We start from the raw sequence: 25,434 nt of genomic DNA on the forward strand, positions 1-25,434 counted from the left end.
GAATTTTATTTAACTGGGATAAACCATTCTATTAAAAGATGATCTGAATGTTGGGAGAGCGGTAATTGTTGAAATTTAAAATAGGAAGCACCGTGCACATGCTCCATTCCAGATTCTTCTAGTAGATGTCGGTTCACGTGCATCCCCATATTTTTGTATTCTGAAACAGGGCAACAAAACTTGTACTTTACAAATTTTCCGGAGGGCAAGACAGTGCTGAAGTATTTGCTGTTTACCTGCTTACTATCCTTCTTACAGACAAGGACTGCATCATACCTAGACAAACTGTCTTCATTTATATTCTGGCAATCATGCAAGACGCTGTAGTAGTCAAAGTCTTCTTCCTTCAATCCGTGGTCTTGTAGATAGCTGGCCACATTATCCCAGACTAAATAACTGTCTTTGGTCAGGTAATTGGTAAGCGTTGGAAATACAATCGCTTTCTGCTCAGGCAATCTTACTACTTCGGCCTTCAAAGAAACGTAGGTCTCTTGATGACCCGTCAGATGCCGTTGTTGTTTGCGATAGGCACTTGGTGACACTTGGTAGATTTTCTTAAATGCCCTGCTAAAAGCGCTGTCATTGTCATAGCCCACCAGCATCTTAATTTCAGCCACCGGAATTTTGGTTAAAGACAGCAGATACCCGGCTTTTTGAATACGTTGCCGCTCAATGAAGCTTCCAATAGGTTCTTCCATCTCTTCTCTTAGTTTGTGATGCAAATGGAAAGAAGAATACCCAGAGAACTGCGCCAGTTGTTCCAGCGAAATCTCCTCTTCCAGGTGATGGTTGATATAAGCTAAGATGGCGTGAAGCATGGCGTTTAATTCTTGATGTAAAGGTAAAGCAGTCCTTTTTTAAATACTGTGCCGATCTTGCGGTGGAAATAATATTGTTCCCCATTCTTATGGCCTTGGTTTATAGAACGTTCGGTTCTAACCTGAGCAATAATAGCTTCTGCTTTTTATAGGTCCATAAGTGTATTAAAGATACTCCTGTAAGGTTTTTCTTCAAGTATATAGAACCCTGCTAATATAGCTCTGCAACTTACGTGTAAAGCTGGGTCTTTTACGCCATATTTGGCGCACAGCTGCTCTTGACATTTATCTCAGCTATTGGACTACGTGTTCTCAATACAAAAGCCCCTCTGCACCAAACCCTTATTTCTTCTCTTTCTCGCCTGTTTTGCCATCATTGTAAATTGTGAGGCGCAGCAAGACCAATCCAACAAGATTGAGGCCTTGCTGGACAAGGCGGTAACCTTGCATCAGTTTAATGGCACGGCGCTGGTCACTAAAAAGGGGAAGGTCTTGTTTGAGAAAGCATACGGTTACCAGAATGTGGCCGAGAAAATTCCAAATACATCAAATACGGTCTATCAGATTGGCTCAACTACCAAGCAGTTCACCGCCGTAGTAGTCCTCAAATTAGCCGAGCAGAAGAAGCTTTCTTTACAAGATAAACTAAGCCATTACTTCCCTAATTTTAAAGCCAGTCATACCATCACCATTCAGCAATTGCTCAGCCATACCTCGGGCATCTATGAGATTTTCAGAAGCCCGGATTTCTATCAGCTAGACAAGAGCATGCCGGTTAGTAAAGAGAAGTTGATGTCTTTCTACCTCACCAGACCTCTTGATTTTGCGCCGGGCACGCAGTTCAATTACTGCAATTCGGGTTATCACCTGCTGGGGCAGATTATTGAGAAGGTAACCGGTAAACCTTATGAGCGCGTGGTGCGGGAGTTGGTATTAGAACCTTTAAAAATGAACCACTCAGGCTTTGCCTTCACGCAATTGAACAACGCACACGAAGCCACTGGGTACAGCAAGTTCGCCAAAGACAACCAAATGCCCACGGCTGCCTGGGACTCTACGGCCACCTATTTAGCTGGGGCCATGTACAGCACCGCGCATGATTTATTCTTGTGGCACTAAGGCTTACATAAAAACAAATCATCTCTAAAGCTAGCTTGCAACTGGCTTCTACCCTGTATTAAATGGCTATGGCTTGGGTGCTGGATAGACTCATTGCATCAAAGAAAAGTTGTATCGCACGGCGGAAACATTGAAGGCTTTACCAGCTATTTCGGGAGTATACAGGAAGAAGATATGAGCGTGATTCTGCTCAACAACATCTATAACCGCGAGATAGAATCCCTTGGCCAAGCCATCTTTTCCATCCTATTAAACAAGCCTTACCAGTTTTTGAATGAGGTGCAGCTTCCTGTAGAAACTTTGGAAAACTACCTGGATCACTATGATGTGAATCCTACCTATCAGGTGCAGATTAGCCGTACAAATCATCAGCTCTTCTTCTCCGTCAACAACGGTATGCCTGTTGAAATCTTTGCAGACAAAGAGCATTCTTTCTTTGATAAGAAGGAAGACCTCAGCTTTAGGTTCTCAGGGAAAGACGGTCAAATAAATAGTGTCACCATTCTGCAAGGCTTGAGCATCAAAAAAGGTGACAAGCTAATTACCAAAAGCTGAGAGTCAAAGAGGTAACTGTCAAATCAATCTCAGCTTATTTCATTTTTCAAGTCAAAAAGTTATATTTCCTCCATGAAAACTACAAGGGGAATTTTTCTACTTTTTGCGGTCTTGTTCCTGACGCAACCACTATTTGCGCAAACGGGACCTTGGGCTAAGTATGACCAAGAAATGAAAGACGAGGCTTTGTACCGTGAAGCCAGCGCCGGAAATCTGGAAGAAGTGAAAAGCATTGTGGCGGGCGGCGGCAACATCCACTACCTAGCGCCACAGACTAAATCCTCCATTCTAATGGCCGCCGCCGGCAGCGGGAAGATTGAAGTGGTGAAGTATCTATTAGACCAAGGCGCTGATCCATCCTTAAAAGACTGGTGGAATTACACTGCCCTAGACAAAGCTAAATTTGCCGGCGCCAAAGACATTGAAGCCCTGCTGCAAACGGCCATGGCGGGCAAGCAACCTACACCGGCAGTAGACCCTCAACCCAAGCCAGACGCACCTAAAAAAGATTCGGGGGTGGTAGCGCCCAAACCCAAGCCTACTCCTGCGCCCGCGGGTCCCAACAGATGGCCAGCATTTGGTACTTACGCGGTAGGCGACTCGGTGCTTTACTGGACTCCTGTAGGCTGGAGGCCCGGCGTAGTAAAAGAAATAGGCGTCCAAAAAGCCACTGGAAAAGTATCTGTAGACTACTCGCACAAAAAATACCTCATTGATCCCAATGCCCAGGCCTTAGGCAATGATTGGTATGAATGGAGCGGCGTGGTCACACCCAGACGACAACTGTTCTGGACCAACTGGTTTATTGGCAACTGGCTTACCGGCGAAGTACAGGCCCATCACAATGAGGTAAAATCTGGCAAGGAAACGGATTCCTATTATTTTAACAAAGCCACCGAAAAGCTTCAGGTGTTTGCCAACAAAACGTACCGCTGGCAGATAGACGGCAAGGTATTCATCGGCAAGTGGAAGGCCTTGGCCAATGAGCCCGGAATTGTCCTTCAAAAAGGCTATAGAGGCTTTGATTGGTCCATGCGCAACGCAACCGGAGTTCATGATTGGTCTATCCGGAAGCTGGACATGATCAACCTAAAACCCAACGCCCAAGTCATGTCCATTTCAGGCCACCGGAAAACAACGGAGTAGGTCCATCGCTGTCATGGTTTTGAAACCAGTTTAAATCACAGAGAGCTTTTTCTTTTTAACTTGAGCAAGGTCATGAGCCTTGCTTAAACATATTATACTATGAATCTAGGAGCATTTTCTATGAGTCTCAACGTCAAGAACCTTGAGGTGTCCAGACAGTTCTATGAAAAGCTAGGCTTTGTTGTTTTTGCGGGCGGCATGGCGCAGAAGTACCTCATCATGAAAAACGGAAACGCCCTTATTGGCCTGTTCCAAGGCATGTTTGAAGGCAACATTCTCACTTTCAATCCAGGCTGGGATGAAAACGCCCAAAACGTGGAGTCCTTTGAAGACGTGCGTGAAATCCAGCAGCACCTAAAGAACGAAGGAGTTGACTTACTCAGCGAAGCAGACTCAACCACCTCTGGGCCAGCTAGCATCATGCTCACAGATCCAGACGGCAATGTCATCCTACTAGACCAACATCGGTAAGGCTATTCTTTTCCAATTAATTAATAGGAATGAGGACCTGCTGGCAAATTAAAAGCAAGCCCTCATTCCTTATTTTCCTCAAAAGGAATTTCGGTTTCTGGGCCCCCTATAATATTCAAACGTCGGCCGATTGCTTTAGACTTAAGTCATTTTAAGCTCGGCACAGTCCTACTACCGGCTTGTAATCCTTCAAAACCTCAATCCTTCTCTTCTGATGAAACTGAAACAAGTAGCGTTCCTATTTTCAGTGTTGTTGATTCTAAATCCGGCATTTTCTCAGAAAAAGAGCACAGCCTTGCAGGCGCGGGTGGATAGTTTGATGATGCCATTGGTCCAGACCAACAACTATAGCGGAACGGTCCTCATCTCCAAAGATGGGAAAATACTCTTCTCCAAAGCTTACGGCCCAATGAGCCGGGAATACAAACTGGCCAACACCCCAGACACAAAATTCTTTCTAGCGTCTGTGTCTATGCCGTTCACGGCCGTGGCCATTCATAAACTGCAGGAAGCCGGAAAGCTTTCAATAAAGGATCCTGTTTCTAAATTCTTGCCAGACTACGTCTACGGCAGTAAGCTGACGGTCCATGATCTGCTGGCGCAGCGCTCAGGTATACCGGCCATTGGTGTGAATGGCAAGGTAGACTATGACAGCCTCACAAAGTTTGACCACTCCATTGAACAACTGTACACCTACTTCAAAAATGAGGAACTGCTGTTCACTCCCGGCACCCAATACAACCATGGCCGGTCAGATTATATTCTGCTGGCGGCTATTATTGAAAAGGTGACGGGCAAGGGCTTCGGTGAGTACTTAAAGGAGGCCATCTTTTCGCCGCTTGGTATGCAGAACACGGGCCATTCTTCAAGTGAGAAAGAAATCATTCCAAACGTAGCCAAGGGCTATGCTCCAACGGGCTTGTATGAGGTAGAATCTGCTTATTCCATCAGTTGGTCCTCTAAAACTGGCCACGCCTCCATCTACTCCACCACCACAGACTTGCAAAAGTTTACCCAAGCAGCCTTAGACGGGAAACTGTTGAGTCCTGCGTCCTGGAATGCCCTCTTCACCAATTATGGAGACAATGTAGGCTACGGCTGGTTTGTCTCTAAACACCTTAACCGTGACAGGTTCCAAATGAACGGCCGTGCTCCTGGCTATTCTGCCTATGCGGCCTTATACCCGAAGGAAAAACTCAGCGTCATCGTGCTCTCCAACAATTACATTTCGCTGCCAGCAGATGTAGGCAAATCCATGGCGGCCATAGTGTTTAATGAACCTTTTGAGCGCTTGAACCTAACCACTAAACCTGTCCCGGCAGATTATGGCCAGAAGCTGGCTGGCACCTATAAGTTTGACAAGAACTTCTACCGCCCAGACTATGAATTACACCTCACGTATGAGAACGGCCAACTAACGTCTGAATGGGGCGGCCTAATTCCAATTGACAAGGGAGACAAACACTTCAAGGAATTCATCTTAAGAACTTACTGGTCTTCCATCACCTTTGTGGCAGATGAACGCGGGCAGATTACCAAGATGCTATATGACACCCACCAAGGAATTAAGGTTAAATAATCCAGCTTGTATGCCTTACCAGTAAATAGCACCCAAATTATTTTTTTGGAACCTGCCGTGCCATTGACTTCAACATCTCAAAAACAGTATATTTGCTCTTCCCCCGTCAACCCAAACCTTTCAAACTATACCCGATGAAAAAACTTCTACTTCTACCAGTTCTACTCTTGGTAGCACTCGGCACTTCTTTTGCCCAAACTTCCTCAGATTCTATGCAGGTAAGAACCTACAAACCCGTTCGTTTCTTATTGGCAGGGGCCTTTGAGTTTGGCGGTGACAAGGTAGCCGAGGTGCAGTTTACCAACGGTGAGTCTCAGTCAATCCCGGCGGGCCAGGGGGTTTCCATCCACGCAGGCGGGCAGTTTGAATTCCCTAAATTGGATAAGTTCTTACTACGGGCCACGGTAGGCTTTAAGTACGTGACCACGCAGGCAGACAATGCGCACATACGCTTAAGCCGCATTCCTTTACATTTGACCGGTAACTACATGGTCACAGATAAAATACGCCTTGGCGCAGGCTTGGCCTCCCACCAAAGCATCACCTTCAAAACCGATGGTCTGGGCGGCGACTTCGATTTTAAGGGAGCCAACGGCCTCATCTTTGAAGCGGCCTACAGCTTTATAGGGCTGTCTTACACGGCTATGACTTACAAAGACGAATACAACATGTCTTACTCGGCCAACAGCATTGGCATCACGTTCTCTGGCGTCTTCCCGAAGCGGTAATCTCTTATAGCCCTCAGAGGCCAAATACTACCTAACACCATTTAAGCCGTTTTTAACCTGATTTCTAGAAATCGGGCCAAAAACGGCTTTTTCATTTTAGGGAACATCTAGTTGAACGGACCCTAATCCAAAGCTTATCTCTAATCTAGTATTTAGCTTAATTTAATGTATTTTTATTGTTTATCAATAATTTTTTTATTACTTTAAAGTCGAATTAAAAAATTATCAGTTATGTCAGAAACCAAAAAATACCTATTCATTGGCTTAAAAATAGTGGCTTGGGTCATCTTCGTGGGCTTGAGCATTGAAGCCGGAGGCCTGATGGTGAATTTTATCTTCAGCCTCTTCCAACCAGAGTTTGTCCAAAACCTTTACCAGAAGCTAGACTTGAGCGACTTGTATAGCCGCAGCAAATGGGTCTTTTTTGCCATGTATAGCTTCATCCTGGTGATTGCCGTTCTCAAAGCCTACTTGTTTTATGTAGTGGTGAAGCTTGTTACTGAACTTAACTTATCCAAACCCTTCAACAGCTTGGCATCTGGGCAGATCATGCAGATCAGCTACTTTACCTTCTCCATTGGCCTATTGAGTTACGTTGCCAGAGAAACCGCTCAATCTCTTGAACGCCGTAGGTATGTGGTTGACAACCTAGACCAGTTCTGGGCCGACAGCCAGGCGTTTATCTTGATGGCCGCCGTCCTTTACATTATTGCTACTATTTTCCAAAAGGGAGTAGACCTTCAGAACGAAAACGACCTAACCGTATAGCCATGCCCATTGTTGTGAATTTGGACGTGATGATGGCTAAGCGTAAGATGTCCTTGAATGAGCTTTCAGAAAAAGTAGATTTAACCCTTTCTAACCTGTCCATTTTAAAAACCGGTAAGGCCAAGGCTATTCGGTTTTCTACCCTTGAGGCCATCTGCAAGGCGCTGGCCTGCCAACCCGGCGACTTACTAGAATTTGTGGCTGAGGAAGCGGTGTAAGCTTGAGTCATATTTTATAAAGAAAACCACTTACGGCTGCTCTTCTTCAAGTAAACGCCGAGGAGTGCTGCTGCTGCTGCTGCATTAAAACTTTACTTTCAACACCTAAGTAATCAAGGTAAAACCTTCCACCCTGTTCACCAATCCGTTTTTGGCCAATCTCCTGTAAAATAGACCAAAAACGGATTGGTGAACTTGTATTCCCGCCAAAAAAATCTACTCGTTGAAATAATCAACTTTCTCTATATTTACCTGTATTGTTCCTTTCTTTGCAAGCTGCGGTTGGCAAATTTCGAATAGAGCAAAGGCAGAGAAATCCCTGTTTTTATTGCTAATCTTGGTTTGTCACTTGTCATTAAGGTCTTTTAACAGATGATGAAACTTGTCATGAAGAAACTCCTAAACTGCCTCCTTCTTTTAGTGCTGTTTGCCTCCTGCGCTCAACCTAAAAGCGCCAGCCAATCCTTGCCTAAGCATACCCTGCAAGACGGCGAACGGTTCATTACCCTCAACGGAATAAAGCACTGGGTAAACGTGCAAGGAAGTCAGCACCAAACAATTCCCATTGTGGTGGTTCATGGCGGTCCCGGTGGCAACCAGTATGTCTTTGAACGCACCGCAGGTCCAGAATTAGAGAAGTTTGCCACCGTCATCTACTATGAGCAAAGAGGCTCTGGCCGAAGCCAGGCGCCAAAAAATTCGGAAGATTACGCCCTGGCCATGTTGATCAGTGATTTAAGAGCTTTACAGGATTCTTTAGGCGTCCCCAAAATCACCCTGCTAGGGTATTCTTTCGGGGCCGAATTGTCTTTGCGCTATGCGGTGGCTTATCCAGACAAGGTAGCAAAGCTGATCCTCTCCTCGCCCGCTGAGCTCTCTCCGGCCAACATGTTGGTGCAGATCCAAGGTTTCTATGCCGTGGGTGACCCAACGCTAAGGGCCGGTATTGAAAAAGTATTGAAAGACACCACAGATTTGACCAACAAATACAACCGCGTATGGGGCTTGGCAAATTCAGCCACGGTAGACAAGTTCCTGTTTGTAGACCAGGCTAAGGCCCAGCTGAACCGCCAAATGTGGCAGGAAAGCAAGCTTACCAACACCGGGCTCATGGCCAAGGTCTACCTTAAAAACAACAAGGCAGACTTACTAAACCATGCCCAGAATCATACTACCCCTACCCTGCTGATAAGCGGTCTGCATGACAAAAATGGGGGCTTGCACACAGCCCTTGGCTTAAAGCAAATACTGCCTAACAGCACGCATAAGATTTACGAACGCAGCGCGCATTTCCCTGACATTGAAGAGTCTACCCGCTTCGCGCAAGTTGTAAAAGCCTTTGTAGCAGGCAAGTAACGATTACTTTTTTTTTGAAAAGCCGTTTTTGGCCTGATTCTTAGAAATCAGGCCAAAAACGGCTTTTTTCTTTTCTAACTGGCCATCACAATCTTGATAACTATCACTAAATCAATCATTTATTTAAGATGATTTTGAACTATGTGGCTACCTAGGCTGTTGGCCTCAATTATAATTTATATATAAGTATTTCAATAAAAGTATTGAATAATCTAAAGGACTCGGTGAAGTAGGATTCTAACTCCTGGGTTCTATTATCTCATATCTAATGCAAACAATTTATATTCTATATGGTCAGGATTCTATTCTTTATGTATTTCTTATTTGTAGTTACACACAGCGCTTCGGCGCAGACATCCCTCATCCCGTTTGGCTCCTCCTGGAGGTATCTGGACAACGGCACCAACCAGGGCACTGCCTGGAGCGCTCCCTCCTTCTCTGACGGCGCTTGGAAAACGGGTACCGGCAAGTTTGGCTACGGTATCAGTGACGCTAGAACCAGCGTCAGTTACGGTTCAAACGCCAAGAGCAAGTTCATCACCACCTACTTCCGGAAGGCTTTTTCTCTCACTGACCCAGGGGCATTTACCAGCTTTACCCTAAAAATGAAACGGGACGATGGCGTGGTCATCTACCTGAACGGGAAGGAAGTGCACCGCAACAACATGCCCACCGGCAGCATCCTGTATTCCACACTGGCCGCAGACGGGGCCTCAGACAACGGGACCAACATCCTCACGGTGAGCCTTCCCGTTTCTGGGTTTGTGGCAGGTACCAACGTGTTGGCTGTAGAAGTGCACCAGCAAAAAATCTCCACCTCAGACATGGCCTTTGACCTGGAGTTAACCGGACAGGCCAGCACATTGGCCGCCCCGGCGCCCAATACGCCGCCTGCCGTGGCCAGTGTTACCAGGTTGAATCCCTTAACCGAGTCCACCACGGCGACCTTTCTCACCTACCGGACTGTTTTCTCAGAGGCGGTCACGGGCGTGGATGCGGCAGACTTTGCACTTACCTCCTCGGGCACCGCGTTGGGCCAGGTGAGCGCGGTGAGGGCCGTTAGTTCTTCAACGTATGAAGTGACCGTTTCCAACGCCACCGGCCAAGGCACCCTACGGTTGGATGTAAAAGCAACGGGCACCAATATCCAGGACGTGAACAGTGCCGGCTTGTCTGCGGGCTACACGGTCGGCCAATCCTATACCTTGGCGTCTTCAACAGAAACCACCACCGTGCAGCAAGCACCCATTACCGGGCTATTCTCATTTGGCTCTACCTGGAAATACCTGGATAACGGCACCAACCCAGGCACCACCTGGTCTACCCTTGCCTTCAACGACGGGTCCTGGAAATCTGGGAATGGCAAGTTTGGATACGGAATAACGGATGCGGCTACCCTAGTAGGCTTCGGGCCTGACGGCAGCAATAAATACATCACTACTTACTTTAGAAAGACCTTTTCCATTGCAGACCCGGCCCTCTATGGCACGATTACGGCCAACCTCCGGTTAGATGATGCCGCAGTAGTGTATCTAAACGGCAAAGAGGTCTTTCGGCACAACATGCCCACCGGCACCATCACCAATACCACGATAGCTACCCTGAGCGCCAGCGACGACGGCACTAAGACGCAAACACTCACCATCCCGGCTTCGGCGTTTGTGACGGGTACCAACGTGATTGCCGTGGAAGTGCACCAGTCCAAGGTCAACACTTCAGACATGGCTTTTGACCTGGAACTCACCTCCACCCATTATGAGCCCAAGGTGTTGTACTACGAAGGTTTTGAGAGCGGCACCGGGTTTTCCAGCCTGCACCTGCAGACCAGCACCACCTACGGCTTTGGGGTGGCAAGTGCCCCTTGCTTCAACGGCGCGAAAGTAGGCCGCTGGGAGCTTAGGGCCGGAGACGCGCCCGTAGCAGACGGTACCCGCGCCGAGGTTAGCTTCCCAGAAACGTTGGCCCAGCAGGAGACCTGGCATTCCTTTGCCGGCTACTTTCCAGCGGCAGACTATAAACTAGACTCAGACGATGAGGCTATTAACCAATGGCACCAGGGAAGCGGCTTCGGGTCACCCATGATCAGCCTCAGGACAGAGAACGGGCGCTTTATCATCAGGAGGCGTACTCCAGACGGAAACACGCTCCTTGCCCATGACCTGGGCGCCATCCCTTATGATCAATGGGCAGAAGTGGTGGTCCATATCAAACAGCATCTTACCGCTGGCATTGTACAGGTTTGGATAAACGGCGTGCAGAAACTGAACCTGCAAGGCGTGCCTACCATGTTCAACGGGCCGTATGGCCAATGGAAGCTGGGCATCTACAAAAGCACCTGGAACAGCGGCAACTCCACCCAGTCTATTAAACGGGTATGGTACGTGGACGAGGTAAAGCTTGGGAACGCGGCCTCTACTTATGAGACCATGAAACCCATTGGCAATAACCTGTCTGCGTCATTAGTGCAAGCCACCAGCACCCAAAGCCTAAGCCTAGAAAATCCTTCCGTTAGACAACCACTACTGTATCCAAACCCAGCCAAGCGGGGAAGCGTGCTTACGCTTAACACTACCTTGACAGAACCCACTGAAATGGTAGTGAAGGACGTAACAGGCCGTGTCATGTTGACTGGAAAATTTTCGGGGACCGCTAACATTGAGACCAAGCAACTCCCCAGCGGCATGTATTTCATTTCTACCTACGGCAAGGACCCAATTAGAAACTTGAGATTTATAGTTACAGAGTAAGAATACTCCGCTGGTTAAAATACCTGTAGAGCCGTTTTTGGCCTGATTTTGAGAAAACAGGCCAAAAACAGCTCCACTCTTAGGAGAGGGATTGGGCCATGCGCCTTCTCAAGGGTTATAAATAGAATTACTATATTTGCTTTGCACCTGTTTCAGGTCTATTTCCGTAGCAAGAACCTAACCTTCACTGAGACTATGATAACCATTGACCAATACAACTTCCAGGGCAAGCGTGCACTGGTGCGCGTAGACTTCAACGTGCCCCTGAACGGCAGCTTTGAGATTACAGATGACACCCGCATCAAGGCGGCCGTGCCCACCATCAGAAAAATTTTGAACGACGGCGGTTCTGTGGTCCTGATGTCGCATTTGGGAAGACCAAAGGGTGGCCCAGAGGAGAAGTATTCTTTGAAGCATTTGATTCAGCCGCTGGAAGATATTTTCCAGACCCAGGTCAAATTCTCGCGTGATTGCATTGGCTCTGAGGCCGTAGAAATGGCCAACGCGTTGCAACCCGGCGAAATCCTGCTGCTGGAGAACCTGCGTTTTCACAAAGAAGAGGAATCGGGTAACCAGATCTTCGCCGAGAAATTAAGCCTCTTGGGAGATGTGTACGTGAACGACGCCTTCGGGACGGCCCACCGCGCCCACGCCTCTACCTCTATCGTGGCGGATTATTTCCCGCATGACAAGGTGTGCGGCACCGTAATGCAAGCCGAATTGGAGAACGCCCAGAAAGTATTGAGCTACGCTGATCGTCCGTACACCGCTATTATGGGTGGCGCTAAAATATCAGATAAGATCCTGGTGATTGAGCAATTGCTGGACCGCGTAGACAACCTGATCATTGGCGGTGGCATGAGCTACACCTTCGCCAGAGCCCAAGGCGGTCACATTGGCAACTCCCTGCTGGAGGCTGATAAAATGGATTTGACGCTGGAGCTTATGAAGAAAGCTGAGGAAAAAGGCGTGAAAATCTATCTACCTACAGACTCCATCATAGCCGATGCTTTTAACAACAACGCCAACACAGATAAAGTAGGAAGTGGCTCTATTCCTGACGGCTGGATGGGCTTAGACATAGGACCAGAAAGCCAGGCTACCTTCGCGGAGGTGGTTAGAAATTCAAAGACCATTCTCTGGAACGGCCCCATGGGTGTGTTTGAGATGCCCAACTTTGCCGGTGGTACCAAAGCCATTGCCGAAGCTGTAGTGGAAGCTACTAAGGACGGTGCCTACTCACTCATTGGCGGAGGCGACTCTGCCGCCGCGGTAGCACAGATGGGCCACACGCATGATGTATCGTATGTCTCAACCGGCGGTGGTGCTCTGCTAGAGTACATGGAAGGCAAGCAACTACCCGGCGTCCTGGCCTTGCAACTGGATGAGACTCCTTTGACCTAGTATCTTCTATTTCTATACAACAGAAGCGGCGGCCTCATTACTGGGGCCGCCGCTTCTGTTTTTAGCCTGTTTTCTAAAAACTAGCCCAAAAACGGTGTATACTTGGTACTAAGAATCCACCCGGGAGTCCCTATTCAAATAACTATTTAACATATTTTTTCAACCAAAGACACATATTACTTCAACCGCTCTAGATTTCCTTCTGGGGTATACTGTAGCAATTGATTCTCCAGCATTTCCTGCAGCAAATCACCTAGTAGCTCCTGCTCAGATGAACTAAAATGCGTGGCGATGGACTTGGGATGCAAAGGCATTTCTTTCAGGTGGCTCAACACCTTGGCTTCTAGGTGCAGTTTGTTTTCTTCCAACCGGAGTCTCTTCTTTTGCGCAAGACAGTAATCACAGATGCGGCAGTTTTCCTTACTCTCCTCCCCGAAGTATTTCAATATCTGCTGCGTCCTACATTGCTTGCCATTCTCCAAATACCCAATCACCGATTTAGCTTTGGCCAGCGCCTGGTCCCGGAACTGATTTAAGCGCTTCTGGTCCAGAGGCATTTTGGCGGCATCTGCCCTAGGTTGAATGAATTGCACTTGGGGTCCGTCGTGCTGGGCCTCGTACACCAATACTTGGCGTTGGTGAAGATGTTGCAATTGCTGCCGAACGGTTTTCTCTGGTAGTTCCAGATGTATGGCCAGCCCCGCCTCCGAGATTTTCACGAAATCGCGGTACATCTCGCCGCCGTACAACCGCAGCAAGCCTTTGATGACCGGCTCCAGCGTCTCGTTCATAATCTGGAACTCATACAAGGCCGTGTGCTCCAGCAGGAAGAATACTTTGGACGGACTGTAAAAGCCTTCGTTCAAGACCAGTAGCCCCTCTGACTCCAATTGCTTGAGCGAATGGTGCACTTCTACGGCAGAAAGCTGGTAAGTCCGACAAAACTCTGCTATGTCAAAGTCAAAGGACTGGAAGGCGCCGCTGCCCGTGGCCAGCTGGTAGAAGTTGGCCAGGGCCTGGTACACGCGCTTTAAGGTTTCCATGGGAGGATAGGCCTCCGTGGTTTTCTTGAGGAGCAGTGACGTGTCCTCAGGGCCCAGCAAAACTGTGGCATAGCTGTACTTGCCATCGCGCCCTGCCCTACCAGCTTCCTGGTAATAAGCCTCCAGAGAATCAGGTAAATCCAGGTGCACCACCAGGCGCACATCTGGCTTGTCAATCCCCATCCCGAAGGCATTGGTGGCCACAATCACGCGCACTCTGTCTTGAATCCAGTCGGTTTGGGCGGTGGTTCGGGCTTGGTGTGGCAGCCCGGCGTGGTAAGCGGCGGCTTTGATGCCCTGGCGCTGGAGCCAATCGGCTAACTCTTGCGTGCGGCGGCGGTTGCGCACATAGATGATGGCTGTGCCTTTCATCTTCTGTAGAATCTCGCGCATTCTGGCCTCTTTGTCCTCCACGGCCAGCACCGAATACGACAAGTTCTTTCTGGCGAAGCTCTGCTGAAAAACATTCTCTTTTTTGAAGGCCAGCTTCTCCTGGATGTCTGCCTTCACCACAGTAGTAGCAGAAGCAGTCAAGGCCAATATGGGCACCTTCGGCAGGATGTCTCTTAGCTTGGCAATCTCCAGATACGGTGGCCGGAAGTCATATCCCCACTGTGAAATACAGTGCGCCTCATCCACGGCCAGCAGACAAACGTTCATGCGCTTGACCCGCTCCAGAAACAGCTCGGTCTGCAAGCGCTCCGGCGAGACGTACAGAAACTTAACCGCGCCGAACACGCAATTGTCCAGAATCATGTCCATCTCGCGCTTCGGCATGCCGGTGTGGAGCGCAGCGGCCGCAATGCCGCGTTTACGCAGGTTCTCCACCTGGTCTTTCATGAGCGCAATCAAGGGAGACACCACTAAGCACACGCCCTCCTGCGCCAGCGCTGGCACTTGAAAGCAAATGGATTTTCCGCCACCAGTGGGGAGGATAGCCAAGGTGTCTTGTCCGGCTAAGACCGATGCAATGATGTCTTCCTGCCCCGGCCTGAATTTGTCATAGCCCCAGTATTGCTGTAAGATGTGGTGATGGTCTGTCATAGCCATGTCAAAGCTACAACTTTGAATCTGGGAGGTCAAGCCAATTTGAGTCCTGAGTCGCGAGCCGCGGGTCCTGAATCATTTCCTCTGCCACCGCGCCAGCGCACAAACGCATTGCAGCGTCTCCAACAGCAAGTTGCCCGCCGACCGACCTTGCGCAGGGCAGCCTTGGCTGTGCGCCCGGAGCATGGGCAGGGACCGTGTAATGGCTTTTCAAACAGCAGTGGCGCAAGCCTACTATGAAACAGATAGCATTTGCCAGGTGCAGAATCCGAAGAAAAGCTGTTTGAGCGGCAGTGAGTTTCTTTTCTTCTTGATTCTTTTGGTTAGGTTGAACATCAAGGAGAAAAGTGACAAACCGGGGCAGAAAGCAAGGAAGGAGGATTTGGGAGGACGGTGTTGGTTGGTAGAGCCGGAAAGATAAATCAAATAAAGTAGTCATCCCCCTACCCCCTTCAAAGGGGGACGAAAAAGCTCCTTTCTTCTAATATCATTTTTAGCCTAGTTTCTCCAAAATACCCTAAAAACAGAAAACCCGACCATGGGCCGGGCTTTCAAGTATCATTCATTCACTCAAGTATTAACTTACGCAGCAGCAGATTGTTCGTGCTCCCGATCTTCAATTACCTTTTTCAACTTCTGGATAGATTGCTTGGCGCGTTCTTCATCTAGTTTGTTGATGTTCAAGAGCATTTTGGTTTTCTCTTGACGGGTAATCACCGGGTTGTTGAGCAAACGGATAATCTCCTCTTTCTGCTTAGCCGTGGCGTATTTCACTGCTGGCGCTTCTTCCTCCGTTGTAGCTGGCGTAGATGCGACTGGCACTGGGACGGCTTCGGCTTCTACTGGCACGGCTTTCATGGTTTTGGCAGGCGCGGCCGCTCTTGGCTGCTCTGCTTTCACCTCCTGCACATTGCCTTGGTAGTCCATCTCCTCGGCTGGGGTAGGCTCATAGCCAGCGGCTCTGATGATCCAAGCCAAGATGTTCCTATAAGCCTTACCAATGGCTCTGGTCTGGGCCATTGACGCGATCGCATACTCTTGATAATACTTGCGGCCTTGCTCTTTGTTGGAGCAGATGGCAAACCCCGCTCCCACCACTTGCTCAGTGCGCAGGTTCAACAGGTTTACTTTAGCCAGGTACTTAATCTCGGTGCTGTCGGTCATGCTGGTTAACTCCTCTACTATAGGCAAAATGCCCAAGCGAGAACCCGCATACTGCCAGCCTTCCACGTTCACGTATTCCTTCCCTTGGATATTTTGATAAAGTCTGTTCTCTTTGATGAACTTCGCTAAATCAATCGCCAAGTGCATTGTCTCATCAGAACGAGAGATGTCATAGCTCTCTATTTTGTTCTTTTTGACCACTTTTTCTTCGTTGGCAACCTGATTCACTTTTGTTTGCATTTTTCTATAGTTTCAGTTCAGAATAATAACAGACCTGTCAAGGGAATAGTGCATTTTAATTCCACTTTTAACACAAATAATCTCCCTGATAATCAATTAGTTACAAGTGTTTGCTAAATTATTTTTAGCAATTTGTAAACCACTGTAAATAAACAGGTTAGATCAAACAATTTGTTAGAAACTGAAGCGAATAAGGTAGTGAGAACATGAAGGCGCCTCGGCCCGTTTTTGGCCTGATTTCTAGAAATCAGGCCAAAAACGGGCCGAGGCGCTTGGCAAAAGAATATAGTCTATAAAGTCTCTTCAGCAGCTTCTTCGGGCTGCAGGAGGTAGCCGTCTTTCATGGTGAGTTTTCTATCTGCCATGTCTGCCAAGACCGGGTTGTGCGTGACAATCACAAAGGTCTGGCCCAGTTCCTCGCGTAGCTTAAAGAAGATATGGTGCAGCTCGTCGGCGTTTTTGGAGTCCAGGTTACCGGAAGGCTCATCGGCGAAAATGAGTTTGGGAGAATTGATCAGGGCGCGGGCCACGGCGGTGCGTTGTTGCTCGCCGCCGCTCATCTCAGAGGGCTTATGGTCCAAGCGCTCGCCTAGGTTGAGCATCTCCAGCAGTTCTTTGGCGCGCTGCTCTACTTCTTTCTCTGGGCGGTTGGCCAGGAAGCCGGGCAAACACACATTCTCTAACGCGGTGAATTCAGGAAGGAGATTGTGGAATTGGAAGATGAAGCCAATGTTCTGATTCCGGAAACGGGCCACTTCTTTGTTACTCATGCCAGAGATTTTCTGCCCTTGCAAGTAAACCTCACCGGCGTCTGGCGAGTCCAAAGTGCCCAACAGGTGCAACAGCGTGCTTTTACCGGCGCCCGAGGCCCCCACGATGGAAACTACCTCGGCGTCACCGATGGTCAAGTCAATGCCTTTTAGCACCGGCAGCTTGCCGTAACTCTTAAACAGCCCGCGGGCCTCCAACAATATTGGTTTCTGGTCGGTCATGTGGTACAAAACAACGCGGAAGGGTTGGCATTTGCAAATACCGCGCTTGTGTGCAGGAAACGGGAAAATGAGTCTCAAGTTGTGAGTCTTGAGTTGTGAGGCAATGAATGCACTTCGTTTTTGGCTTGCTTTCTGGAAATCAGGCTAAAAATAATGTACTAGTCTAATGAAAAACTCAGTTTCAATTCAATTTTCCAGACCCAGGACTCGCGACTCAGGACACCTGACTAACGACTGTTCGGGCTTCGTTTTGAAAAGAACCCTGAAAGCCTTACTTTCGTGCACCTAAAAACATCAACCTAACCTCATGAATATACACGAGTACCAGGCGAAAGACATTCTGAAGCGCTACGGCGTTAGAATTCAGGAAGGCATCGTGGCGGAGACCCCTGAAGAGGCGGTAGCGGCTGCTAAGCGTTTAACCGAGGAAACCGGCACTGGCTGGCATGTAATCAAAGCCCAGATTCATGCGGGCGGTCGTGGCAAAGGCGGCGGGGTGAAACTTGCCAAAAACCTGGAGCAGGTGAAAGAGATTGCCGGCCAAATCTTAGGCATGCAATTAATCACGCACCAAACCGGTCCAGAAGGAAAGAAAGTACACAAGGTATTGGTAGCCCAGGACGTATACTACCCTGGTGACTCTGAGCCGAAAGAATATTACGTGTCTATCTTGTTAGACCGTGCCAAAGGCCAGAACGTGATCATGGCGTCTACTGAAGGCGGCATGGACATTGAAGAAGTAGCGGAGCATACGCCAGAGAAAATCTTCAAGGAGTGGATTGACCCTGCGGTTGGTCTTCGTCCGTTCCAGGCTAACAAAATTGCGTTTGCGTTCGGGTTGCAAGGCGAGGCGTTCAAAGAATTCACAAAGTTCTTGACCAGCCTGTACAATGCCTACCTAGACACAGACGCTTCTATGTTTGAAATCAACCCAGTGTTGAAGACCTCAGACAACAAGATCTTAGCCGTTGACGGTAAAGTAGACTTAGACGACAACGCCTTGTTCCGTCATAAAGACCTTGCTGACCTACGCGACATCTTAGAAGAAGATCCTTTGGAAGTAGAAGCTAGCAAAAGCAACCTAAACTATGTGAAGTTGGACGGTAACGTAGGCTGCATGGTGAACGGTGCAGGTTTGGCAATGGCTACTATGGACATCATCAAGCTTTCTGGTGGTGAGCCGGCTAACTTCCTGGACGTAGGGGGTGGGGCCAACGCGCAGACCGTAGAAGCCGGTTTCCGTTTGATCTTGCAAGACCCTAACGTGAAGGCCATCTTGATCAACATCTTCGGTGGTATTGTTCGTTGCGACCGTGTGGCGAATGGTGTAGTTGAGGCCTACAAAAACATTGGTACGATCAACGTTCCTATCATTGTTCGTTTGCAAGGAACCAACGCCGAGGAAGGTGCTCGTATCATTGACGAGTCTGGCTTGAAAGTATACTCTGCCGTATTGTTGAAAGACGCAGCTTTGAAAGTGAAAGAAGTATTGGCTACTGTCTAATATTTGTTCATCATTGCAATAACAAAAAAGGCTTTCTGGCAACAGGAAGCCTTTTTTTTATGTTAGCCAAGCAACCATCTTGCTTTAAATATAATCTATGTAAAAAACGTAAAACCTATCCCTATGAAAACCCTTCTCACTTTCTGTTTAGCTTCTATCTTAACCGTTGGCTTCTCAGTTGAGGTACAAGCGCAGGACCCAATGCCTAAAATGGAAATTCTCACCTTTGACCGCGCCCCGCAGTTGAACTCCGTGTACCAGCGCAGCACCCCAGACAATGCCTACTTGTCCCGTCTGCGTACCACGTATCAATTAGAAAAAGTAGTGGCCGGAAAGAAAACTAATTTTGAAAAGGTTAAAGCCGTTTGTGGCTGGGTGAGACAACGCTGGGAGCACAACGGTGACAACACGCCTCTTAAAAACGATCCAATCTCCATTCTGGAGGAAGCCGCCACTGGCAAAAGCTTTAGATGCGTAGAGTATGGCATTGTGGTGAGCGGTGCGTTAAACGCCTTAGGCATACCTGCCAGAACCTTGGCATTGAAGATGGAGCACGCAGACACCATCTCTTATGGCGCCGGGCATGTTGTGGCCGAGGCTTACTTGAAAGACCTGAAAAAGTGGGTAATGGTAGACGGTCAGTTTGATGTGATCCCTATGCTCAAAAACACACCCTTGAACGCCGTAGAACTGCAGCAAGCCTTGTCTGCCGGTGCACCAGACTTAAAGGTGGTTTCCTTCTCTGGCACCAAAGCCGCCGATTATTTTCCGTGGGTGGCGCCTTACCTCTTCTATTTTAATACGGTGCTAGACAACCGCTATGGCGTGGACCGCGTGTTAGGCAGCATCATGCTTGTACCCAAAGGCTATAAGAACCTGCCTGCCTTCCAGAAGAACCCCATCCAGAATATGGTGTACACCCACTCTTTGGCAGATTTTTACCCCGAGGTGAAATAGCCAAGTCCGCTTGGTGCCGTGCCTCGTACGTAATAGATATGTAATCAACTCTATACGGCATGAAAGCAACCATCTTACTTGGCACCTTAAAGAAAACCGGCCTTTCTAATACTGAGGTTTTGTGCGAGTTTTTCCAGCAACACCTAGAGGCGCAAAAAATAGAATGCTCCATCATTAAACTGGTGGAGCATTCTATTTTACCAGGCACCTATAATGACATGGGCGCAGGCGATGACTGGCCCAAGATACTGGAACAACTCCTCGCCTCAGACATGATTTTATTCGCCTCCCCTATCTGGTGGAACAACCATTCCTCAGAGATACAACGCATTATTGAGCGACTGGATGAACTCCACGATGAGATTATGGCCGGCAAAGAGTCTAGACTGGCTGGAAAGGTGGGCGGCGTATTGGTGACCGGAGACTCTGACGGGGCTCAAACCATCATCGCCAACGTAGGTAATTTCTTCAATGCCATAGGCCTCACGTTTCCGCCGTTCGCTTCTTTGACCGTTCTCTGGGACAAACAAGCCAAGGGCCAAAAACCCACCAAGCAAGAACTACTAGCCAAGTACGAAAAAGACTACAAAGCCACCGCTCAGAAAATGGTCCAACAACTCATCAGCTTCTCAAAAGTAAAGCCTGCAACATCGGCTAAAAAATAGGCGAGAAAAATGTCCTTCTATGAGGAGAATTAGGATTATACTGTAGATGAAGCTTTGCCAAGCTATCTCATGGGATTGTCTTTTTCCGAAGCGATGGATCAGCATATACAAAAAACGGGAGCCTGTGACTAGGCTCCCGTTTTTTGCTTCATTTGGCCAAAACAGGCCAAAAACGAAATGTTTTAATCTAGCACATTTAGCTGCACGTCAATATTCCCACGCGTCCCCACAGAATAAGGGCAGACCTCATGCGCCAGTTCTACCAATTCCTGGGCTTTATCTTTTTCTACGCCGTCAACTTTTACGTCTAGCTGCACCGCCAACCCATAACGCCCGTCGTCAAATTGGTCCAGGCCCACATGCGCAGTCACTGTAGATTTCTCATCCAGTCTTATGTGCTGCTTGCTGGCCATTAACTGCAGGGCGCTCTGGAAACAGGCCGCATAACCTGCCGCAAACAACTGCTCTGGGTTGGTGGCCCCTCCTTTGCCACCCAATCCCTCAGGAATCCGGATGGGCATGTCAATGATGCCGTCAGAAGATGTTACTTGGCCGCTTCGGCCGCCGGTAGCGGTTACTTCCGCTGTATACAATCTTTTCATAGTGTTAGGTTAAGGTAAGCCAATGTCTTATTTAAACTGCTTTGCGTCCGAAATGTTGAAAGAAAAACTTGGACCGCCCGTTTTTGGCCCCATTTGACAGAAACAGCCAAAAAACAGAAGGGCTGGCTTTCATACTACCCGGGCATTTCCTACTTTTGCCCCAGCAATACCTAGGCCGCGTAGTACAACGGATAGTATTGGAGTTTCCGAAGCTCTCGATTCAGGTTCGATTCCTGACGCGGCCACTACAATTGAAAATGCCTCTCAGCTGGATGTTGAGAGGCATTTTTGTTTGTTTAAATATTTGTTTAGTGCACCAATACCCTTTTTACAATTACTTCTGAGTTTGTGTTTACATGGAACAGGTAAAGGCCTTTTGCCAACCCGCTGACACTAAGGGTCTCTTTAAAACTACCTTTATAGCTTTTATAGTACTGAGTAAACATTTCTTTTCCCTGCGAATTAACTAGCTTGACAGTAACTGTATTTATACCTATGAAAGGCACAGTGACAGTTATTTGCTGAGAGGCTGGGTTTGGATAAACTTCTGTAGCCAAAGATAGGATGCTCTCTTTTACCCCCAGACAGGTACCCACATATATTTGCCGTGCAGCGCTTCCAAAACAATTATTGATAAGAGAATAGGTGATGGTATGATAGCCAGGCCCAGCCAATACAGCATTAAATACTCCATTCACCACTCCCTTGCCCGCATAAGTACCGCCGGCAGGAGCGCCCCCAGTAAGCACATAGTTGCTATTGCCGCTGCACACGGCTTTTGTGAAAGGAGATAATGTCACCTGGCTGGCTAAACTAGTGTTTATCGCTAGAGTAATTTCATCTGAATAGCCACACATATTGCCAGCCCTTACCGTGATAAGACCGGGCCCGTATCCAGTATCTACCTTTATACTATGAGTGCCCTGTCCGGCTACAATTACCCAGCCCATTGGAATAGTCCATTGATAGCTATTCACTGCTGGGTCATTGGGCACAGAATAACTGACCATTTGTGCGCCAACACATAAAAGATTAGGTCCAATGATCTGTCCCGGGGATGACGGAGATTTTATAACTTCAATAGTTCTTGTGTCTGAGATCGAGCAACCGTTTTGAGTGACTGTGTAAGTGAGTTCATGGGTACCAATCCCTGCAATTCCAGTATTAAATGCACCTCCTTCAGAAACTCCTCGTCCAGTCCATTTGCCACCTGTAGGGCTTTGACCAATTAAGGTGACAGGCTCATTTAAACAGTAAGTTCTGTCTTCTCCTGCATTTACTACTGGCTTAGGCACCACATTAACTGTTAATTTTAACCTTGAGCTTTCACACCCATTTACCAACTCAGAAACAAAGTATTCAATAGTTCCTACAGTAGATGTATTTACAGTTGGCATTTGAGCTAATGGTTCTCCACCAGACGCTGCTGTATACCATCTATATGTTCCCACCCCCACAGTGAATGAAGTGGGGGTTGACCCCAAACAGAAATTTTGAATAGACGCGAAGGAAGGCGCTGGTGGAATAGGTTTGATAGTAGCCGTCACAGGCACCCTTTCACTCTCTGATTGCCCTGAAATTATAGAGACATAATACGTGGTGGTGACTTCTAAGATTGGGGTTGTATAAGTAGAGCTAGTCGCAGCAGGGATTGGACTACCACCTGTAGCAGAAGCATACCACCGGAAGTTGCCTGATTCTGCTCCAGAGGCTAGCAAGGTTACTGCGCCAGGACCACAACTCTCTCCACCCTCTGTGGTGGGTTTTGTTTGCGCATTAACTAAAAAAGGAAGTAAGCAGAGAAGGAATAAGCAAACTCTAGTAATTGAGTGCATTATGGGATAAATAAAAAAGGCAGAACAGTTAAATACTAAATGTCAGAACCTATAGAAATAGATAGTTGCAAATGACACTCAATGAAGACTTAATATCAATAGAAAACTAAAGGTAAATGATTACATCCTAGAGTAAGTTTTTTTCCAAAAAACCTACAAGGCTTAACAAACAAAAATGCCACGCACCACCCAGAGTGGCATTTTTGTTTTACTATATAGAATTCTACGTGGTTTTCTTTTCATAATTTAGGATGTTCATAGTGAACTGCGCTATCCCTCCCCCGTTCTTGACTCTTTGTTTTTAGCCTGATTCCTGAGAAATAGGCCAAAAACGCTAACCTGCACCATGCTTTCAGGAATGAAAGCCACATCTCTAACTGAGGCGGTCAAAGCTTCTTTCCATTAAAAACAGAAACCCATTCCATACCTCCTAATCTAAGCCTATTCCCTACTTTTACCTATTTCTGTCATGACCGCTTCTATTAACGTTCCCTTGCGCGTGAAACATTTCAACGCCCAAATCAAGCACAAGGAAGGCAAACTCAGGTTCAATAGAGCCCTGGGCACCGACAAAGACGACCCTCGCAATTACACTTCTAACCTGCTAGAAGAAGCTTTGGCCCACCACGCTTTTCTGGAAATTGAGGAGAAGGACGCGCGCCTGTACCGCACCATTCCTACCGGTGAGAAACAATTGTTGGCAGATGCCCAGAGCTTTCTACACTTGTTGTTTTACCTGGGGCATGACCATGATCAAAAGATATTGGAGTCCAAGCTAGCCGAAAAACTAAGGATCAAAGAAGAGAAGGAACAAGCCAAAAAAGCAAAACAAAATGGCGCTCAACTGTCATTACTGGATTTTTCTTTGGAGCAGGAAGAAGAAGCCAGAAACATGCCGGCTCCTGGCAAGGCGGTAGGCTTTGAGATGGTGGAAGAAGACGGTGTTACCAAAATCAAGGGCACCAACTTCGTGATTTCTAAATTTTTGTAAATTTAGGGTAACTAAACCGCTTCGCTAAGATGAATGTAATCACCTTGCACCTGTCAGACACTGTAAAAATTGAGGTAGACAACTCGTTTTCGGGGGAGGAGACCGTCAAGTACAACGGCGAAGTAGTGTCTGAGAAAAAATCGCTGCTGGGAGAAAACCATATCTTCACCCGCGAAGAAAATGGGGAACAGGTACAATATGAGGTGCGCATTGGCATTAAAAACCTAGGCCGTATTAGCGTAGCCATCTACCGCAACAACAAAATAGTGCTGCTGAGCTAGACACAGCAGTAAAGCAAAAAGGTCATCGCTTCGTTTTTGGGCTGTTTTCACAGAAGTAGCCCAAAAACGAAGCGATGACCTTTTTTTATAAAACAATTAGGGTAAGCTATTCCTTTGGTATTTCCATGTAAAAGGTGGTGCCCCGGCCTTCCTGGCTTTCAAACCAGACCTTGCCTTGGTGCAGCTCCACAATCTTTTTGATGATGGACATGCCTAAGCCAACGGTTTTCTCGCCTTTCACACCTTCACGGCGCGAAGAGGTGAACTTGTCAAAAAGCCGCGCCTGTAAGTCATTGGGAATGCCAATGCCATCATCTGACACTGTAAACAAGGTGGTGGCTATCTTGTCTTCTACCTTCACTTGGATGGTGCCGTGGTCTTCAGTGAACTTGATGGCGTTGGAAATGAGGTTGTTGAAGGCTTGCATGAACTTCATGACGTCCAGGTACATGAACAACGGCTCTTCTGGTATCTCCATCACAAAGTTCTTAGAGATAAGGCCACCGCTCATCTCTTTGTAATTGTCAATCATGATCTGCACGCGGTGGCAAATGTCAACGCGCTCTTTGTGCAGCACAATCTGCGATGACTCCAGAAACTCATTGTCTACAAAATCCCTGATCATGTCAGAGCCTTTCTTGGCGTTCTCCTTGATGTAATGCACCAGGTTGAGCACCACAGACTCAGAATCCTTCAGTTCAGTTTCTAAGAGCTCAATCATGCCCTCAATGTTGTTGAAAGGCGCGGCCAGGTCATGGGACAGAATTTCTAGCGTAGAATTTTTCTTGGAGTTGAACTTGAGGATGTTGGCCTGGTATTCTTTGCGCTGGGTAATGTCCTCGGCGAAGCCCGTCACCAAGGATTCGTCCTTTTCTTCATACAATTGGCAGCATAGACAGATCCATTTCTCGTCTTGGGCAGGAATCTGCAACCTAAACTCAATGCCCTCCTGTTCCTTTACCTCCAAGAGCTTGGCATATTGGTCATAGAGGAAAGGTCGGTCTTCTTCATGCAGGTACCCTAGAATCTGGGCAGCGTCTGCCAGGGCAATCTCCTCAGAGATGCCAAACAGATGGGAGAATGCTTTGTTAAGGTATTTGAACCGGCCAGACTTGAGGTCATACACAAAATAGGCTTGTCCAAAGGTTTCGGCTACCCGCTCTACCAGCGGCGCATGCTGAAAGGTTACTTCACTTTCCATTTT

At 47.7% G+C, this 25,434-nt stretch carries 23 protein-coding genes and 1 tRNA gene; 17 read left to right on the forward strand and 7 right to left on the reverse strand.

The annotated features are described in order from the left end of the window. Nucleotides 1–5 precede the first annotated feature (5 nt). Nucleotides 6–818 (reverse strand): AraC family transcriptional regulator, encoded by an 813-nt coding sequence (locus TH61_RS17440; RefSeq protein ID WP_066512209.1) that lies wholly within the window; start codon nucleotides 816–818, stop codon nucleotides 6–8. A gap of 306 nt (nucleotides 819–1,124) precedes the next feature. On the opposite strand from TH61_RS17440, the gene TH61_RS17445 reads away from it, so the two are divergent. The 11 genes from TH61_RS17445 to pgk all read left to right on the forward strand — a co-directional run bounded on the left by TH61_RS17445 (nucleotide 1,125) and on the right by pgk (nucleotide 12,909). Then, complete coding sequence (locus TH61_RS17445; protein WP_197464067.1) at nucleotides 1,125–1,937, forward strand: serine hydrolase; 813 nt, start codon at nucleotides 1,125–1,127, stop codon at nucleotides 1,935–1,937. 93 nt (nucleotides 1,938–2,030) lie between these two features. Continuing rightward, nucleotides 2,031–2,492, forward strand: a complete 462-nt coding sequence (locus TH61_RS17450; protein WP_157600750.1) for a hypothetical protein — start codon at nucleotides 2,031–2,033, stop codon at nucleotides 2,490–2,492. Nucleotides 2,493–2,564: 72 nt separating this feature from the next. After that, nucleotides 2,565–3,638 (forward strand): ankyrin repeat domain-containing protein, encoded by a 1,074-nt coding sequence (locus TH61_RS17455; RefSeq protein WP_157600751.1) that lies wholly within the window; start codon nucleotides 2,565–2,567, stop codon nucleotides 3,636–3,638. 99 nt (nucleotides 3,639–3,737) lie between these two features. After that, complete coding sequence (locus TH61_RS17460; protein ID WP_066512226.1) at nucleotides 3,738–4,109, forward strand: VOC family protein; 372 nt, start codon at nucleotides 3,738–3,740, stop codon at nucleotides 4,107–4,109. Between the two features lie 214 nt (nucleotides 4,110–4,323). Continuing rightward, nucleotides 4,324–5,688: a serine hydrolase gene (locus TH61_RS17465; protein WP_066512228.1), complete on the forward strand. Its 1,365-nt coding sequence runs from the start codon at nucleotides 4,324–4,326 to the stop codon at nucleotides 5,686–5,688. A 134-nt stretch (nucleotides 5,689–5,822) separates the two neighbouring features. Continuing rightward, nucleotides 5,823–6,416 (forward strand): hypothetical protein, encoded by a 594-nt coding sequence (locus TH61_RS17470; RefSeq protein ID WP_231862262.1) that lies wholly within the window; start codon nucleotides 5,823–5,825, stop codon nucleotides 6,414–6,416. A 231-nt stretch (nucleotides 6,417–6,647) separates the two neighbouring features. After that, nucleotides 6,648–7,184, forward strand: a complete 537-nt coding sequence (locus TH61_RS17475) for a DUF2975 domain-containing protein (RefSeq protein ID WP_066512231.1) — start codon at nucleotides 6,648–6,650, stop codon at nucleotides 7,182–7,184. Between the two features lie 2 nt (nucleotides 7,185–7,186). Then, complete coding sequence (locus tag TH61_RS17480) at nucleotides 7,187–7,402, forward strand: helix-turn-helix transcriptional regulator (protein ID WP_066512234.1); 216 nt, start codon at nucleotides 7,187–7,189, stop codon at nucleotides 7,400–7,402. Between the two features lie 387 nt (nucleotides 7,403–7,789). Next, nucleotides 7,790–8,758, forward strand: a complete 969-nt coding sequence (locus tag TH61_RS17485) for an alpha/beta fold hydrolase (RefSeq protein ID WP_066513026.1) — start codon at nucleotides 7,790–7,792, stop codon at nucleotides 8,756–8,758. 311 nt (nucleotides 8,759–9,069) lie between these two features. Then, nucleotides 9,070–11,505, forward strand: a complete 2,436-nt coding sequence (locus TH61_RS17490) for a heparin lyase I family protein (protein WP_066512240.1) — start codon at nucleotides 9,070–9,072, stop codon at nucleotides 11,503–11,505. A 195-nt stretch (nucleotides 11,506–11,700) separates the two neighbouring features. Next, nucleotides 11,701–12,909 carry a phosphoglycerate kinase gene (gene pgk / locus TH61_RS17495; RefSeq protein WP_066513029.1) on the forward strand — a complete coding sequence of 403 codons (1,209 nt, stop codon included), beginning with the start codon at nucleotides 11,701–11,703 and terminating at the stop codon, nucleotides 12,907–12,909. A gap of 176 nt (nucleotides 12,910–13,085) precedes the next feature. Here pgk and TH61_RS17500 read toward each other — a convergent pair whose 3' ends face one another. The 3 genes from TH61_RS17500 to TH61_RS17515 all read right to left on the reverse strand — a co-directional run bounded on the left by TH61_RS17500 (nucleotide 13,086) and on the right by TH61_RS17515 (nucleotide 17,395). Beyond that, a complete protein-coding gene (locus tag TH61_RS17500) occupies nucleotides 13,086–15,002 on the reverse strand; it encodes an ATP-dependent DNA helicase RecQ (protein WP_369796903.1) in 1,917 nt (638 codons plus the stop codon). A 579-nt stretch (nucleotides 15,003–15,581) separates the two neighbouring features. Then, nucleotides 15,582–16,403 (reverse strand): hypothetical protein, encoded by an 822-nt coding sequence (locus TH61_RS17510; RefSeq protein ID WP_197464068.1) that lies wholly within the window; start codon nucleotides 16,401–16,403, stop codon nucleotides 15,582–15,584. Nucleotides 16,404–16,693: 290 nt separating this feature from the next. Next, on the reverse strand, nucleotides 16,694–17,395 hold the full coding sequence (locus TH61_RS17515; protein WP_197464069.1) for an ABC transporter ATP-binding protein: 702 nt from the start codon (nucleotides 17,393–17,395) through the stop codon (nucleotides 16,694–16,696). 307 nt (nucleotides 17,396–17,702) lie between these two features. Between TH61_RS17515 and sucC the strand changes: the two genes are divergently transcribed. The 3 genes from sucC to TH61_RS17530 all read left to right on the forward strand — a co-directional run bounded on the left by sucC (nucleotide 17,703) and on the right by TH61_RS17530 (nucleotide 20,521). Continuing rightward, nucleotides 17,703–18,899, forward strand: a complete 1,197-nt coding sequence (sucC, locus tag TH61_RS17520; protein WP_066512246.1) for an ADP-forming succinate--CoA ligase subunit beta — start codon at nucleotides 17,703–17,705, stop codon at nucleotides 18,897–18,899. A gap of 123 nt (nucleotides 18,900–19,022) precedes the next feature. Beyond that, nucleotides 19,023–19,856 (forward strand): transglutaminase-like domain-containing protein, encoded by an 834-nt coding sequence (locus TH61_RS17525; RefSeq protein ID WP_066512248.1) that lies wholly within the window; start codon nucleotides 19,023–19,025, stop codon nucleotides 19,854–19,856. A 59-nt stretch (nucleotides 19,857–19,915) separates the two neighbouring features. Then, nucleotides 19,916–20,521 carry a flavodoxin family protein gene (locus TH61_RS17530; RefSeq protein ID WP_066512249.1) on the forward strand — a complete coding sequence of 202 codons (606 nt, stop codon included), beginning with the start codon at nucleotides 19,916–19,918 and terminating at the stop codon, nucleotides 20,519–20,521. Between the two features lie 182 nt (nucleotides 20,522–20,703). Here TH61_RS17530 and TH61_RS17535 read toward each other — a convergent pair whose 3' ends face one another. Further along, a complete protein-coding gene (locus TH61_RS17535) occupies nucleotides 20,704–21,123 on the reverse strand; it encodes an organic hydroperoxide resistance protein (RefSeq protein ID WP_066512251.1) in 420 nt (139 codons plus the stop codon). Nucleotides 21,124–21,296: 173 nt separating this feature from the next. Here TH61_RS17535 and TH61_RS17540 point away from each other — a divergent pair. After that, nucleotides 21,297–21,368: transfer RNA gene (locus TH61_RS17540), tRNA-Arg, on the forward strand. A gap of 63 nt (nucleotides 21,369–21,431) precedes the next feature. Here the strand turns inward: TH61_RS17540 and TH61_RS18050 are convergent. Further along, nucleotides 21,432–22,958 carry a T9SS type A sorting domain-containing protein gene (locus TH61_RS18050; protein WP_082780424.1) on the reverse strand — a complete coding sequence of 509 codons (1,527 nt, stop codon included), beginning with the start codon at nucleotides 22,956–22,958 and terminating at the stop codon, nucleotides 21,432–21,434. A 469-nt stretch (nucleotides 22,959–23,427) separates the two neighbouring features. Here TH61_RS18050 and TH61_RS17550 point away from each other — a divergent pair, with 469 nt between their 5' ends. Continuing rightward, entirely contained in the window at nucleotides 23,428–23,949 is a 522-nt protein-coding gene (locus TH61_RS17550) for a hypothetical protein (RefSeq protein ID WP_066512255.1), read from the forward strand. 29 nt (nucleotides 23,950–23,978) lie between these two features. Beyond that, a complete protein-coding gene (locus tag TH61_RS17555) occupies nucleotides 23,979–24,230 on the forward strand; it encodes a hypothetical protein (protein WP_066512262.1) in 252 nt (83 codons plus the stop codon). A 106-nt stretch (nucleotides 24,231–24,336) separates the two neighbouring features. On the opposite strand, the gene TH61_RS17560 is transcribed toward TH61_RS17555, so the two are convergent. Then, a complete protein-coding gene (locus tag TH61_RS17560; RefSeq protein ID WP_066512264.1) occupies nucleotides 24,337–25,431 on the reverse strand; it encodes a PAS domain-containing sensor histidine kinase in 1,095 nt (364 codons plus the stop codon). Nucleotides 25,432–25,434: the final 3 nt, after the last annotated feature.

The sequence above is a fragment of the Rufibacter sp. DG15C genome, assembly GCF_001577755.1.
Taxonomy (GTDB): domain Bacteria; phylum Bacteroidota; class Bacteroidia; order Cytophagales; family Hymenobacteraceae; genus Nibribacter.

What these genes read in the sequence shown, in the direction of transcription:
- TH61_RS17500 (WP_369796903.1), bottom strand. Translation starts at nt 15,002, where the DNA reads ATGGCTATGACAGACCATCACCACATCTTACAGCAATACTGGGGCTAT.
- TH61_RS17535 (WP_066512251.1), bottom strand. Translation starts at nt 21,123, where the DNA reads ATGAAAAGATTGTATACAGCGGAAGTAACCGCTACCGGCGGCCGAAGC.
- TH61_RS17485 (WP_066513026.1), top strand. Translation starts at nt 7,790, where the DNA reads ATGAAGAAACTCCTAAACTGCCTCCTTCTTTTAGTGCTGTTTGCCTCC.
- TH61_RS17550 (WP_066512255.1), top strand. Translation starts at nt 23,428, where the DNA reads ATGACCGCTTCTATTAACGTTCCCTTGCGCGTGAAACATTTCAACGCC.
- TH61_RS17470 (WP_231862262.1), top strand. Translation starts at nt 5,823, where the DNA reads ATGAAAAAACTTCTACTTCTACCAGTTCTACTCTTGGTAGCACTCGGC.
- TH61_RS17465 (WP_066512228.1), top strand. Translation starts at nt 4,324, where the DNA reads ATGAAACTGAAACAAGTAGCGTTCCTATTTTCAGTGTTGTTGATTCTA.
- TH61_RS17525 (WP_066512248.1), top strand. Translation starts at nt 19,023, where the DNA reads ATGAAAACCCTTCTCACTTTCTGTTTAGCTTCTATCTTAACCGTTGGC.
- TH61_RS17460 (WP_066512226.1), top strand. Translation starts at nt 3,738, where the DNA reads ATGAATCTAGGAGCATTTTCTATGAGTCTCAACGTCAAGAACCTTGAG.
- TH61_RS17455 (WP_157600751.1), top strand. Translation starts at nt 2,565, where the DNA reads ATGAAAACTACAAGGGGAATTTTTCTACTTTTTGCGGTCTTGTTCCTG.
- TH61_RS17475 (WP_066512231.1), top strand. Translation starts at nt 6,648, where the DNA reads ATGTCAGAAACCAAAAAATACCTATTCATTGGCTTAAAAATAGTGGCT.
- TH61_RS17510 (WP_197464068.1), bottom strand. Translation starts at nt 16,403, where the DNA reads ATGCAAACAAAAGTGAATCAGGTTGCCAACGAAGAAAAAGTGGTCAAA.
- TH61_RS18050 (WP_082780424.1), bottom strand. Translation starts at nt 22,958, where the DNA reads ATGCACTCAATTACTAGAGTTTGCTTATTCCTTCTCTGCTTACTTCCT.
- pgk (WP_066513029.1), top strand. Translation starts at nt 11,701, where the DNA reads ATGATAACCATTGACCAATACAACTTCCAGGGCAAGCGTGCACTGGTG.
- TH61_RS17440 (WP_066512209.1), bottom strand. Translation starts at nt 818, where the DNA reads ATGCTTCACGCCATCTTAGCTTATATCAACCATCACCTGGAAGAGGAG.
- TH61_RS17515 (WP_197464069.1), bottom strand. Translation starts at nt 17,395, where the DNA reads ATGACCGACCAGAAACCAATATTGTTGGAGGCCCGCGGGCTGTTTAAG.
- TH61_RS17480 (WP_066512234.1), top strand. Translation starts at nt 7,187, where the DNA reads ATGCCCATTGTTGTGAATTTGGACGTGATGATGGCTAAGCGTAAGATG.
- TH61_RS17530 (WP_066512249.1), top strand. Translation starts at nt 19,916, where the DNA reads ATGAAAGCAACCATCTTACTTGGCACCTTAAAGAAAACCGGCCTTTCT.
- TH61_RS17560 (WP_066512264.1), bottom strand. Translation starts at nt 25,431, where the DNA reads ATGGAAAGTGAAGTAACCTTTCAGCATGCGCCGCTGGTAGAGCGGGTA.
- TH61_RS17555 (WP_066512262.1), top strand. Translation starts at nt 23,979, where the DNA reads ATGAATGTAATCACCTTGCACCTGTCAGACACTGTAAAAATTGAGGTA.
- sucC (WP_066512246.1), top strand. Translation starts at nt 17,703, where the DNA reads ATGAATATACACGAGTACCAGGCGAAAGACATTCTGAAGCGCTACGGC.
- TH61_RS17490 (WP_066512240.1), top strand. Translation starts at nt 9,070, where the DNA reads ATGTATTTCTTATTTGTAGTTACACACAGCGCTTCGGCGCAGACATCC.